We start from the raw sequence: 13,560 nt of genomic DNA on the forward strand, positions 1-13,560 counted from the left end.
ACCCCTATTGATTTGGACCTTTATTTAAGTACTTTTTATCATAAGTCTTTAAAAGATACGCCAGATATATCCTTGGGAAATTAATGTAGTACAGCAAGGCAAAATGAACTTTAAATAAAACAGCTGAAATATTTTGTGGTCTCATCAATAATTTTGTACCGTCGGTTCTTCCATATCTATACTTGTAAAGCTTGTGTTTGTTCTCTTTGTGGATACGGGTACCTTTAAAAGGTATTAAAATGCTGAATAATACCCAGACCAATTTTTGCTTGCGGATAAAGCGGTGAATATCTATAAAATTTTTATGCTTAAAGTCATAATTTATTACAAACAGACCATTACATACCATATTGTTATCCCTTAATATTTTTACTGCTTTTTCGTTTATTTCAACACTGGAATTTTTATTATAGGAATCAAGTATATTATCCTCTACAGCTTCTAATCCTACAAGCATATCCCTAAAGCCTGCTTTGTACAATAAGGGCATGATATCTTCACATTTAACGATACTATCAGCTCTTGCAAATATCATATATGTCTTATAACAGTTTTTTTCTATGAGTTTATTGCAAATTTCAATTACCCGCTCCTTATTGACAAGAAAATCATCGTCACATAGCCATATGCGGTTGTTATCTATTTCCATTATTTCGTTTACAACATTTTCTACGCTTCTTTCGGCATAAAAGCACCCATTAAACTGCCTGGAAATACAAAAATTACACTCTTGGGGGCACGAAAAGGATGATTTCATTAAAGAAAAACTACCTTTGGCTATAATACGATATTTTTTGCGATTTTCGTAGAATAGGCTTCTGTCGGGTTTCACATTGTAATCTGTAATAGGCTCTCCACATGGATTGTGAATCCATTTCCCATCCTTTACATAGGCGATCCCAGTAGCAGACTTCAAAGCGTCTGTATCAAGATCGTTTTCAACAGCAATTCTAAAGGAATCCAAACCGTAATCATAGTAGACAAAATCAATATTATCCAAGAAGAAATCTTTGTAATTGATATTTACTTCCGGACCACCAACCAAAATTTTCAGATCCGGTTTCACCTTTTTGAGCTTATTAATCATTTTTAATATATAATCAGCATTGTTGGACATAACCGAAAAGCAAACAGCAGTTATGTTGTTTTCCTCAATGTTTTTAATTATACGGCGGAAACGGAAAAGACGGCTGTAGAAAACTTCATCATAGAAAACATAATCCCTGCCCTTTTCTTTCATCACCCCTGCTAAGTACTCAAGCCCTAGAGGCTCAATACTGGCCACTCTTTTATCATAACGCACTCTTACCAATAGATATTTTTGCTTAGCCATTTATGGATACCTCCCATTTCTTAGAACCAGCCGGTTCTTTTGGTGTCATATGCTGTTTTAAATATAGTCCGGCAAATAATTTTTGGATAAGTTAGCACATACAACATATATACCCTTACCATAAACATAAAAGAGGACATTTTCTCAGGTTTTATTGTAATGTGCAAACCGTCAAGGCGCTTTGATTTGAATTTTATCAAACGTTCTTTGTATTCATCATATGCGTCTGTGCCCTTATAGGGGGTAAATATTCCAAAAACCACCCATAGAAGGTTATTTTTCTTTATGAAACGATACAGTTCTTTGAAATCTTGGCGTGATGATTTGTGACTTACAACAAATAGACCGTTACACACAATATTGTTGTCCGCTAGATTTTTAATAGCCTGTGTATTCACATCTTTTGAGGTTTGCTTATTGTATTCATCCAAAAGATCGTCACTTACTGCTTCAAGACCCACTAAAATATCCCTAAAGCCTGCTTTGTACATTAATGGGAGTATGTCCGGATTTTCTGCCAAAAAGTCTGCTCTTGAATATGCCAAAAAATGTTTTTTGATTTTTCTTTCAATAATTACCTCACAAAACCTTTTGACCCGTTCTTTGTCCACAAGAAAGGTATCATCTACAAACCATATTCTAGGATGTTCAATGGATTCTATCTCATCAATAACGTCCATTATAGGGCGCTCGGTATATACTCCGCTGTTCATTTTTGTGCAATAGCAAAAAGTACATTCAAAAGGACAAGAAAAGGATGCTTTAGCAATAGCAAAACTACCTTTTAGGAAGATAAAATTTTTCTTTAAACCTTTATTAAAGGCAGTTCTATCAGGACGTGTAATAAAGTTGTCTACTGGGGCTCCTTTTTCTTTAACAACCCATTCATCATTTATTTTAAAACAAACTCCATTTTGCTTATTAAGAACTTCCGGCAAAAAGCCTTCTAAGAAAATATTTTTCAATGAGTTAAGACCATTATCATGATATACCAAATCAATGCTGTCTGTGAAAAAATCTTTATAATTTAGTTCGGCTTCCGGCCCACCAACCATAATGTAAAGGTTAGGAAATTTTTTCTTGAGCTTGTCTGAGGTATTTATTATATAATCCGAAGTGTTGGCATTGGCATGAAAACCTACAAAATCATATCCACCCTTTTCAATTTTTCGAGATAGTCTGCTAAATCTGAAACACCGAGAATATTGAAATTCATCAAATATTTCACATTCTACTCCTAAGTCCCTGCAAAGTCCGGCAATATATTCGAGCCCTAGAGGTTCTAAATTAGCAACAATGGATGAAAATTTAGGACGAACAAGTAAGACTTTAATCTTTTTTGAAGCCTCCATTACTTACCCCCTATATTTGTGATTCAATATAACTTCTCTAATCTGAAATCTAATTGTATCATAAACAGCTGTATAAGGGGAGTTTTTGTTGAATTTTGAGTTGTTATAGAGTAAACTAGTAGAAAATAATAAATTATTATTGGTAAGGGAAAAGGTATGAATGTTCTACTTATAAGACCAAGACCCCACAGTGAGACAATCGGGCTTCAAAGTGTAATGATTTGTGAGCCGTTAGAGCTTATGTGTCTTTCCTCTGTGTTAAAACAGAATGGGCATGTAGTAAATATTATAGATATGATAATTGAAAAAAAGCCTATTGACTATTTTATAAAAAAAGTCAATCCCGATGTGGTGGGGATAACCGGATATATTAGTCATGTTGGAATTATTAAAGAATACGCAAAGGTAATCAAATCATATTCAAAGGATATAAAGGTTTTGGTTGGGGGAGTTCATGCTAAAGTCTGCCCGGAGGATTTTACAGATGATAACATCGATTCTGTGTGCAGAACCGAAGATGATTTATATGATTTTTTAGGCTGCAAAATAAAAGAAAAATCCTTACCGGATAGAGAGATAACGAAAAAATACCAAAATAAGTATTATTATCTTTTTCAGAATAAATGTGCACTGATAAAAACATCCTTTGGATGTCCCTACAACTGCAATTTTTGCTTTTGTAAAGAGATATCGTCATATTCGGCTAGAGAAATAGATGATGTGATAGCCGAGTTAAAAACTATTCCCCAAAAAGAGGTTTATATTGTTGACGATGATTTTTTGTTTAATCGAAATAGGCTTTTGGAGTTTTATCAAAAGCTAAAAGAAAATAATATACAAAAAAACTATTTGGTTTATGGCAGGGCAGATTTTATTTCAAAAAATGAAGATATTATTATGAAGCTGAAAGAAGTGGGGTTATCGGCTGTAATTGTGGGAGTTGAGGCATCCAGTCAAGAAGAACTTGATTCCTATAACAAGAAAACAAAAATTGATGACAATGTCCGAGCCATAAGTATTTTGAAGAAACACGATATAGAATGTTATGCGACGGTAATATTAGGCATAGATTGGGATAAGCATGACTTTAAACGGCTGTACAATTTTATAAAAGCAAATAAGATAGTTTTCGTGAATCTTCAGCCTTTTACCCCTATGCCCCATACCCAGTATTTTGATATGTATAAAGATAAATTGATTATACCTTATGAGGAACATGAAAAATGGGATATGGCACACTTAGTGGTAAAGCCTGAGAAAATAAGTATAAGAGAATACTATTACCGGATTATAAGTACTTATTATAAAGTAACGGTGTCGCCACAAAATGTGATTTATATGATAAGAAAATATGGACTAAATACAGTAATAAAGTTATCTTTTGGGGCATTAAAAATAACCTGGCAGTATACAAAGAAGATAATAAAGGGTTAAGTTGCAGAAAATGTTATTATTTTATCTTGAGAGTGAGGGGGATTAGATGAAAATCTATTTTATTCAGTCTACTCCGTATTATGGGGACAATGAACCGGTTAAAAAAGGTAGGCTTTACTTTGTTGGATTGGCGCCTGCAATTCTTGCATCTTTAGTTCCCGATTGTGATTTTGAAGTATGTCTTGAAACCATTGATGAGGTAAACTTTGAAAGTGATTGTGATATTGTTGCAATTTCCGGTATGGGGCATGCTATTATTCGAAGCATTGATATTGCCAAGGAATTTAAGAAAAGGGGCAAGACGGTTGTTATGGGCGGATATATGGTCAGCCTTATGCCCGAGGAGGCAAAAAAATATTGTGACAGTGTTATAATAGGTGATGGAGAATTGAGTTTTCCTCAAATGGTTAAAGACTACGAAAATGGCTGCTTAAAGGATTTTTACAACATGCCTCTGGGAAAATTAACCTACCCCCTTCCGAAATATGAATTGCTGACAAAAAAGAAAATCGGCAATTTTCTCCCTGTTCAAGCAGGAAGAGGATGCCCTAATTCCTGCAGCTTTTGCTCGGTATATTGCCTATATAAAAACAAATATTTAAAACGGGATATAGAGGAAGTTATTCGTGATATAAAGAGGATAAAAGAGTTGGGATATAATAAATTTTTGCTTTTGGACGATAATATTTTTTCGGATATTCCATATCTAATGGAGCTTTTGGGCGAAATAAAAAAACTTAAAATGAAATGGATGTCCCAGTGTTCTATTTCCATTGCGGATAACAAAGAGGTTTTGAAGGCCGTTTATGAAAGTGGGTGTGAAGCACTTTCCTTCGGTATCGAGAGTATTTCTCAAGAAAGCCTCAATTCAATGAATAAGTCTTGGGCAAATGTAAAACGCTATGCTGAGCAAATACAAAAAATTACCCAAGCAGGAATTGACGTTTCAACGGAAATGGTTGTAGGCTCGGATGGGGACACCCTTGAAAGTATCTCAAAAACAGCGGAATTCATTGTTGAGAATAAAATAGTCGTTCCAAGATTCTATATTTTAACGCCTATCCCGGGTACGGTCTTTTTTGAGCAAATGAAAAGTCAAAACAGAATAGTAAATAATGAAATATATAGTTATAATGGGACCACTGCAGTTCATAAGCCCTTGCATATGACACCTCAAGAATTAACCGATGCTTACTGGGATTTATATAAAAAAGTATTTTCAAGGACTGCTATACTGAAAAGGACAATTTTTAGAAAGGATTTCTTCAAAAATCCTCTTAAATACATTTTTTATATGTATGTCAACTTTTATTACCGGTATCAGATTAACAAAGGCATTATTCCCAATATAATATAGGAGTAACTATGGAGATTAGAGCTATTGAATCATTAAAAGAATACAAAAAGTTTTATGACCAGGTTTATGCAAAAGACAATAATTTTAAAGACAACAAAACAGACATCTTGCCAATAGTTTGCAGAAAAAATTCTGCCTTTTACAAAAGATCAATTCAAAAAATGGTTGGGGTTTTCGAGGATGGTAAGACTATATGTCAGTGTGTTTTAATAATTCACAGCGAATATAAAGAAGTTGTTTTTATGGCTTTTTTTGAGGCCCTTCCCCAAAAATATGAAGGGGTAAAAATGTTAATTGATTATGCTATAGAATTTGGGAAGAGGAATGGCTGCAGAAAAATTATTGCCGGAATTGAGGGCCATCCCAACAACTCTATTGGTTTTTCAGTCGCCAATGCAACACCGCCATCTTTTGGGGAGTGTTATACTCCAAGCTATTATGTAGACTACTTCAAGGATTTCGATAAAATAGATATGGTTAGTTTTGCCGGAGATTATGCCGAAGTTAGGGCTGCTGTTGATAAGGACTACAAAAGATTTAAAGATGTTTTTAGTGAATTTGATATTGAGTATGGGGACTTTTCTTTAAAGGGATTTAAAAAAACAATGAAAATATATACCGATTTGAGTAATGATATCTTTGTAGATCATAGGGATGTTTTTTACCGAAATTATGAAGAAGACTATGAGTTGTTTTTGTCCATGAGACCTATACTAAAAAATGAGAACTTAATTTTCGCAAAAAAAGGAAGTAGATATGTGGGATTATCTTTTTGGTATCCTGATTTAAATGAGCTTACAGGTATTCATAAAAGATTTGGGCTAAAAGAACTTATAAAGTATAAGCTTCTAGGCCAAATTCCACGCAAAATGAAAATGGTTGAGATTGGCGTTTTACCCGAATACCAAAATAAAGGACTTATTCTTTTACTGTTTAGAAATGCTATTGAACTTGCTGCAAAGAAATATCCTAATTCCGAAAAGGTTATAAGTAGCTGGATTTTATCCGAAAATAAGAAGTCTGTGCTTCTTACCAGAAGGTATACGAAGGATTTATACAAGGAGTACGTATATTATGAAAAAAATATTTGAGGGAGAAATATTCGAAGAATGCCCTGAAGGCTGGGGACAAAGGCTTGATACCCACAGATGGCTTGGGGAAGATGTCTTGAGAGCTTCAAAATATAGAGATACTCCTTTTAGGTTTGTTGTTCATAAAAAATATGTATGTTGTGAGTACACAAAAAACATCAACTTATTTACTTTTGGTAGGCTGAATTTTACAATACCGGTGACCTTTGTGGCCATGCCCTTTTCCATTGACGAGCCGGGATTTTCCGGAGATATTAATGCGTTGATAGATGATTATAGGAGACGCAAAGGGTTTTTTTTATTGCTAAACTTAAAAAGTGTTGACTCTATCGGTAAAAGGTATCCAAAAGGCAATACCCTTTTTACATGTATTTTTGAAAATAAATTTAAAAGTTTTGATGAGTATCTTTTGAGCTTACGGAGCAATTACCGCAGGAGAATCAGCATTGCTCAAAAGAGAGGCAAGGCCCTTATTATAAGAAAGATTGACAGTGAAGAGTTTAATGATGAATTACATAAGCTTTATTTAAATGTATTGGGAAATTCCAAATATCCTTTAGAAACTCTGGATAAAGGGTTTTTTCAAACAATAAACAGCGATATACATGTTTTTTATAAGGATGAAAAGCCAGTGGCATTTATATCTACAAAAAGGGTTGATAACACGCTGCATTTCCTTTTGGGGGGAATGGATTATACAGTACTAAAGGAATTGGATTTATATTATAATATGCTTTTACATATAGTTAAACTTGGAATTGAGCAAAAATTTAAAAAAATCAATTTCGGACAAACAGGCGAAATTTCAAAATTGCGAATTGGATGTACCTTTGAAAAGAGGTATATGGTGGCAGTTATAAGCAATGGTTTTTTGAATAGCATTATTAGGCTTTTAAAGCCTTTTATTGAATATAGGTTTCCGGAGCAAAACAATAGGGTATTTAAATCTTTTACTTAAAATAAAATCAATGTCATTATGTTAATAATATTTATAGCAATTATATGTTATTTGCTCATAGCGCTCAATAACGGTTCTATTCTAACTAAGCGGTGGAAATATTGATATTACGGCAGATGCTGATGGGATTATAGAAGTCGGGATACCCCGACTTCTATTAAATTCGAGAAAACTTGTATTTTATGTTTTAACATCATTTATTTAAATCCGATAATGTTTATTATTGTAAATGGTACAAACAGCGGAGCATCTCCGATTTTTAGCTTTGTTGTCATAGAACTCAGCTTATGCATACCCATCTTAGATAAAAATACAGCAATAGGCCAAGCATGTGAAGAAATAAATATCTCAGTATTTTTAAAGCCATTTTGCTTCATTAGCCGTGATATTGAGTTGTGATTATATAAGCAAACATGTTCTGGAGGGATAAAAAACGGCCATTTTTTCCCTAATACTTTATACCACATTCCGCCTATAAATGGAGTGGAAATAACTAAAGAGCCCTTTGGGGTCATGTAGTTATGTATTTCCTGGATAAATGTATTTGGATTATAAACATGTTCAAGTACGCTGAAATTTATTACGCAGTCAAATTTAGTAGTCGTATCTTCAGGTATTGCTTCAAGTCCGCCGCAATAAACATCGTCTGCAAACTTTTTTGCATGATTGACAGCTTCTTTGGAAAAATCCGTACCAATCCTATAATCAAAAAAATCTTTTGCTTCATCCAATAGAAAACCGAAACCGCAACCAATTTCTAGGAGTTTCCCACCAGTTACATTTCTTTTGCGCAATTCTTTCATATACTTAGAAAAAGTACTGCGTAATGCCTTTTCCTGTATCTCATACCCCGTCCCGGCACTATATTCCGTATAGAAACTGTCTTGTGCGTAATATGACAATAATGACTCTTCATTAAGCCTAGGGTTCAAATATACCAGATCACAATTATTACATCTGTTGTATTTGTATGAATTTATTTCATAGACTAAGCTACTGGATTCATTATTACATAAAGGACACGATGTGTTTTCAAAAGAATCCGTGTTAGGGAGGTATTCTTTAGATGATATATTATTTTCACCGCCTTAAATAATTTCTTATTAACACTCAAACTAATCAATAAAGTCCTATACTAAAATGAAAAATAGAACAATATAAAAAGTAATTATTAAGTAATAAATACAACATATAAGAAGATAACAGAGGCCTATAGCTATTAAGTTTAACAAATAGTAGTATAAGCACCTATATTATCAATTATACTTTATTTTTACTTTAAAAGTCAAATCTTCTTATTAACCTTTTTAAAATGCTAATTTAGTTATTAACTAATGGTTTTTCATAGTATTGTAATTGAAAGTCTTGACATGTTTGATATAATACTTCTTTGTCTTTTTCAACCATTCAAAACAGCAAAGAACCTCGGGAATAGGAATTTTATTGGTAAGAGGCGAAGAGGAGCGCCTTAGGCATATAACTTAATAAGCAAGCGTTAATTTAAGCAGCTATTGAATTTTTTAATTTGATTTATTATCTATTAATTGCTATAATTAAACTAAAGCGGATGTTATTAAACTAAAGTTAATCTTATTAAACCAAATTCAATTTTATGGTACTTGGGGGAGTTTATGTTAATAAACAATTTGTTGGACAGGCTTAAAAAGTACAAGTTCTTTTCTGAACTATTGACCCCTGAAGCCTTTTCTCAAATGAAGAGATACGTAATTACGGGTTTCACAGGTTTTGCAATTGAATACTTGCTGTTTTACACATTTAATAATTTTGTTTTTAAAAGATTTTTTCCAGGAGGATATTCTTTTGTAAAGGGTATTGCAGAGAGTTTGTTTAATTATGACTTGAAAGGCTATACATATAGTTATTTGCTGGCAAATGCTATTGCCTATGTCGTTGTGTTCTGGTTTAATTTTCTTGTCAACAGGATTTGGTCCTTCAAATCGAAAGTCAATATCTTCAAACAATTAAAACAGTATGCTGTCCTGTTTATCTTTAATTTGATTGCTACTAGTACGTTGCTATACGTATTAAGCGATAAAATTGGTATTATGCCGGAGCTTTCTAAGATTTTGGTTATGGGTTCGGTAGTATGCTGGAATTTTGTCATTTACAAGAAGATTATTTATAAATAAGGAGAAAGCGGATTCATTTAAAAGCAGTTTGACTAAGGAGTGAAGATTAAATGCTTGGACTTTTATATATTGCAGTTGCATGGATAAGTGGGTATATTATTTTAAAACAATTGCTGCCTTCTGTATTTGATTTTACGAAGTCTTTGTCACTAACGGGAAAACAGGTGAAGTTGCCGGCGTGGATGGTCACAATTCCTTCATCATTTTTAGTCGGGACACTTTTAGTCACATGGACTACATATATAAGTGCCTATTTATTAAGAACATCCGGTAAACCGATGTTGTTTGGTAATATAGTTGCCCTTATACTTTTTTCGTTTATTATTGTCTTATATATTACTAAGAACCAAAAAGAGGTTGCAACATTCTTTAAATCAATAATTCCCGGGATAAAAAGCAGTTCGTTTCTGAAGAATAATATCATTGAAATCGCATATGTTTTGGCTTTTTTGGGTATTTGGGCATTCTTTATGATTGGATCTTTTTACATAAAAGATGGTGTAATTAAAATTGGACACTCTGTAGTAAGTGACTTTTCACCTCACCTTGCAGTAATCAGATCTTTTTCCTATGGCTTTAACTTTCCCACAGAATACCCTCATTTTGCAGATGGCAATATTAGATATCATTTTATGTTTATGTTTTTGGCAGGGAATCTGGAGTTTTTAGGACTACGACTTGATTGGGCCTTTAATCTTCCTGCCATATTATCGATTGTTTCATTTTTGATGTTGCTTTATTCATTTACCGTATTACTGCTCGGCGAAAAAATAATCGGGGTTATAACCGGTGTGTTGTTCTTTTTCAGAAGTTCCTTTGCATTCTTTACATTTATAACAGGAAAACCCTCGGCAATGGAAGCCTTAAAAGGGTTAAAAAGTATGAGGGAACATATTGGTAATACGCAACATGAAGAGTGGGGACTTTATTCTCAGAAAGTGTATGTAAATCAGCGGCATCTGCCTTTTGCATTAGGCATTATGATGCTTGTTTTGATAGTGGTTCTTCCTCTGTTTATTAAGATGATGACAAGTATTAGCGAGCTTTATAAAAGAAGAACGCAAAAATCGGATGAAAATCAAGAGAACGAGAGCTTTTGGAAGTTGTATATTAAGGAGTTTGTTGGCAGCAAAAGTGCGTGGGTTCCAAAGAGCATATTTACATCTGTAGTGATCGGAATCCTTCTTGGACTCACAAGTTTTTGGAATGGTGCGGTGGTTATAGCAGCACTTTCGATACTTTTTGTTATGGCTATTTTCTCAAAACACAGACTGCAGTATCTAATCATAGCATTAATCACTGTTGCATTAGCTTATTTACAGACGCATTTTTTTGTCAGAAGTGGTGGCTCAGTGGTATCACCCAGCATCTATATTGGTTTTCTCGCAAATACCAACGGATTGCAGCAAGATTTATCGCAGTACTTTGCGGCTAATGGTTTCGTGGCAACGCTGCAGCACCTATTTAAGTTAATTCCTTATGTTGCAGGCTTTTATATTGAGCTTCTTGGAATTCTTCCTTTTATTGTAGCTATATGCTTGCTTCCCCGTAATGGCAAGTATAAATATCATATAAACCTATTGTTTATAGCAGCTACACAGATTATTGGCTATTTTTTCATAAAGTACAAGATAGAAAATGATGATAGAATTGTAAATAAAGGGCTTTTCATTGGATTGACATTATTTGCTATGATGTTAGTAATATTTGCCAGTATAGCATATACGTCCTATAGCAATTCCAAAACTCCTCGGGGAATAAGGGCACTAATACTGGCATTTAGCGCTCCAATTATCCTTGCAAGCACTGTCAAACTAACACTGGGCATTGATATCAACCATAAATATGTGATTATTGGTTCTATACTTATAAATATTTTTGTGGCGGCATTAATATTCTTTCTGTTCAAAGCCAAGAAACCTCTTGCTACCTTTGCAGCCGTATTTATTTCTATAGTAATTACTGTTACGGGTTTTGCTGATGTAGTGTCACTTTATGTGCTTAATAGTTTGTCCGTCGATGTCCGTTGTGATGACCCTTTACTGGTTAAGGTAAAAAATGAGACTGGAAAAGATGAAATTTTCCTGACGGATGATTACCACCTTCACACAATACTGCTGGCAGGAAGAAAGATATATTGCGGTTGGCCGTATTTCACGTTGTATGCAGGCTATGACTGGGATCTAAGAAATGAAATAAGAAAAAGAATTTTTACTGCTTCTGATGAAATTACTCTTAGGGAACTTGTGAATGAGAACGATATTAGCTATATTGTTATTGATAACGGAGTCAGAAATTCTAAGGGTTATGCTGTGAATGAGGAACTGATAAGAAATACCTTCGACGTTTTCTACGACGATGGTTATGATGTTGTTATTTACAAAACATATTAGATTTGCTATAGTCATATTTGATTAAGACATAGATTTGGTTTGCTTAAGATGTACATGGTTTGTAGGCTACTATGCTATGGATTATTATATTAATATTAATTATATAAGGTGGGTTTTCTGGCTATGGGTAATACTAAAAAAAAGAATGCAAAAAAAAGAAGTTGGTTTTCCGAGGTGGAAAAACCAGTATCTCAAAATGTGCTCATAATTGCTGGAGCAGCTATAATATTAATAAGACTGCTTCTTACCTTGATTCCAAGCTATCGGGTGGATATGGGAGGATACAGGGCATGGAGTTTGTATCTTGCTGAAAAAGGTCCGAAGGGCCTGTATGAAACTTTTCACATCGTGTATGCACCGGCGTACATGTATTTGCTATGGATCACGGGGATAATAGTTAAAACGTTTTCACTTAATGCCGCTGCTCATGCTTACTTGATAAAATTATGGGCCGTTGCTTCGGAATTGATAGGTGGTTACCTGATTTATAAAATAGGGAAAAAGTACGGAAAAGAGAGGCTTGGATTTATTCTGGGAGTAGTATACGCACTTAACCCGGGAGTTTTCTTCAATTCCTCGATTTGGGGTCAATTTGATTCAATACCTGCAACGTTGCTTGTGGGGATGATATATGCCTTTAGTAAAAATCGTAAAATGACTGCGGTAGTATTGTATTCCTTTGCTATACTGACCAAGCCCCAAAGTGCACTTCTTACTCCGCTGGGAATACTATTTTTCAAAGATTTGTTTGACTTTTCCAAAATTACTAAAGAAAAGATTATTAAAAGTATTAAGGATACATTGGTGGCTATCTGCATAGGGTTATCATGTTATTTTATTGTTATTAATCCCTTTTATTATCACATGGAGCTCTATGAACAAATGAAGAGTACCTCCGTTGTAAAAGATTTTATAGCAGAGACAGTTGATTATTTCTGCTGGATGCCCAATTTGTACTTAACGAGTGTTCAGGATTACCCGTATGCTACTGCCAATGCCTTTAATCTATGGACGCTTCTAGGCGGACAACCGATAATGGACTCAAACATATTCTTTATATTATCATATAATGCATGGGGAACTATACTGTTTTTAATTTCTATAGTTATAGCTTTCGTGTATTTGCTGAAAAACAGAAAAAGCGATTTTGCAATGTATTTTTCAGCCTTCTTTATTATGGCGAGTGCTTTTACCTTCATGACGAAAATGCATGAAAGATACCTACTTCCAGCCATAATTTTCCTGACGATTAGTGTTCTGTGGAAGAAGTGGATGGCAATACCTTTGGCAGTTCTGAGTATATGTGTTACTGCAAATCACTGGTATATATATTACTTGTCATGGAAGGATGTTGTTTGGCTGGGGAATTATGATCCTGTTGCCATGCCCTTTGCGTTTTTAACCGTATTGTTGGTTGTATTCTCAGGAGGATTTATTATAAAAGACATTTTACCTTCTAAGAAAGTCAAAGGTTGACGATTGTTAGCTCATA

The 13,560-nt window shown here is 34.0% G+C and carries 10 protein-coding genes; 7 read left to right on the forward strand and 3 right to left on the reverse strand.

The window, feature by feature from the left end; all coding sequences use genetic code 11:
• Positions 1-4: 4 nt before the first annotated feature.
• A complete protein-coding gene (locus EFD62_RS07695) occupies positions 5-1,333 on the reverse strand; it encodes a B12-binding domain-containing radical SAM protein (protein WP_069195251.1) in 1,329 nt (442 codons plus the stop codon).
• 20 nt (positions 1,334-1,353) lie between these two features.
• Positions 1,354-2,685, reverse strand: a complete 1,332-nt coding sequence (locus EFD62_RS07700; protein ID WP_069195250.1) for a B12-binding domain-containing radical SAM protein — start codon at positions 2,683-2,685, stop codon at positions 1,354-1,356.
• A gap of 156 nt (positions 2,686-2,841) precedes the next feature.
• Here EFD62_RS07700 and EFD62_RS07705 point away from each other — a divergent pair, with 156 nt between their 5' ends.
• Genes EFD62_RS07705 through EFD62_RS07720 form a run of 4 tightly spaced genes read left to right on the forward strand, consistent with a single transcriptional unit; the run spans position 2,842 to position 7,525 of the window.
• A complete protein-coding gene (locus EFD62_RS07705; protein ID WP_128705932.1) occupies positions 2,842-4,119 on the forward strand; it encodes a B12-binding domain-containing radical SAM protein in 1,278 nt (425 codons plus the stop codon).
• Between the two features lie 46 nt (positions 4,120-4,165).
• Positions 4,166-5,476, forward strand: a complete 1,311-nt coding sequence (locus tag EFD62_RS07710; protein ID WP_069195248.1) for a B12-binding domain-containing radical SAM protein — start codon at positions 4,166-4,168, stop codon at positions 5,474-5,476.
• Between the two features lie 8 nt (positions 5,477-5,484).
• Positions 5,485-6,567, forward strand: coding sequence for a hypothetical protein (locus EFD62_RS07715; RefSeq protein WP_069195247.1), 1,083 nt, complete (start codon positions 5,485-5,487; stop codon positions 6,565-6,567).
• The gene (locus tag EFD62_RS07720) at positions 6,551-7,525 is read left to right on the forward strand and encodes a GNAT family N-acetyltransferase (RefSeq protein ID WP_128705933.1); all 975 of its coding nucleotides are present in this window, start codon (positions 6,551-6,553) and stop codon (positions 7,523-7,525) included. The genes EFD62_RS07715 and EFD62_RS07720 overlap by 17 nt, the downstream gene beginning before the upstream one ends.
• Before the next feature lie 197 nt (positions 7,526-7,722).
• Here EFD62_RS07720 and EFD62_RS07725 read toward each other — a convergent pair whose 3' ends face one another.
• Positions 7,723-8,427, reverse strand: coding sequence for a class I SAM-dependent methyltransferase (locus tag EFD62_RS07725; RefSeq protein WP_235832598.1), 705 nt, complete (start codon positions 8,425-8,427; stop codon positions 7,723-7,725).
• Positions 8,428-9,156: 729 nt separating this feature from the next.
• Here EFD62_RS07725 and EFD62_RS07730 point away from each other — a divergent pair.
• The 3 genes from EFD62_RS07730 (at position 9,157) to EFD62_RS07740 (ending at position 13,544) form a co-directional block, all read left to right on the forward strand.
• Positions 9,157-9,675, forward strand: coding sequence for a GtrA family protein (locus EFD62_RS07730; protein ID WP_069195242.1), 519 nt, complete (start codon positions 9,157-9,159; stop codon positions 9,673-9,675).
• A gap of 50 nt (positions 9,676-9,725) precedes the next feature.
• On the forward strand, positions 9,726-12,068 hold the full coding sequence (locus tag EFD62_RS07735; RefSeq protein WP_069195241.1) for a hypothetical protein: 2,343 nt from the start codon (positions 9,726-9,728) through the stop codon (positions 12,066-12,068).
• Positions 12,069-12,191: 123 nt separating this feature from the next.
• The gene (locus EFD62_RS07740; protein ID WP_069195240.1) at positions 12,192-13,544 is read left to right on the forward strand and encodes a hypothetical protein; all 1,353 of its coding nucleotides are present in this window, start codon (positions 12,192-12,194) and stop codon (positions 13,542-13,544) included.
• Positions 13,545-13,560 lie beyond the last annotated feature (16 nt).

This window comes from Acetivibrio mesophilus, assembly GCF_004102745.1.
Taxonomy (GTDB): domain Bacteria; phylum Bacillota; class Clostridia; order Acetivibrionales; family Acetivibrionaceae; genus Hungateiclostridium; species Hungateiclostridium mesophilum.

Coding starts and splice junctions, on each gene's coding strand:
- EFD62_RS07695 (WP_069195251.1), bottom strand. CDS start 1,333: ATGGCTAAGCAAAAATATCTATTGGTAAGAGTGCGTTATGATAAAAGA.
- EFD62_RS07700 (WP_069195250.1), bottom strand. CDS start 2,685: ATGGAGGCTTCAAAAAAGATTAAAGTCTTACTTGTTCGTCCTAAATTT.
- EFD62_RS07705 (WP_128705932.1), top strand. CDS start 2,842: ATGAATGTTCTACTTATAAGACCAAGACCCCACAGTGAGACAATCGGG.
- EFD62_RS07710 (WP_069195248.1), top strand. CDS start 4,166: ATGAAAATCTATTTTATTCAGTCTACTCCGTATTATGGGGACAATGAA.
- EFD62_RS07715 (WP_069195247.1), top strand. CDS start 5,485: ATGGAGATTAGAGCTATTGAATCATTAAAAGAATACAAAAAGTTTTAT.
- EFD62_RS07720 (WP_128705933.1), top strand. CDS start 6,551: ATGAAAAAAATATTTGAGGGAGAAATATTCGAAGAATGCCCTGAAGGC.
- EFD62_RS07730 (WP_069195242.1), top strand. CDS start 9,157: ATGTTAATAAACAATTTGTTGGACAGGCTTAAAAAGTACAAGTTCTTT.
- EFD62_RS07735 (WP_069195241.1), top strand. CDS start 9,726: ATGCTTGGACTTTTATATATTGCAGTTGCATGGATAAGTGGGTATATT.
- EFD62_RS07740 (WP_069195240.1), top strand. CDS start 12,192: ATGGGTAATACTAAAAAAAAGAATGCAAAAAAAAGAAGTTGGTTTTCC.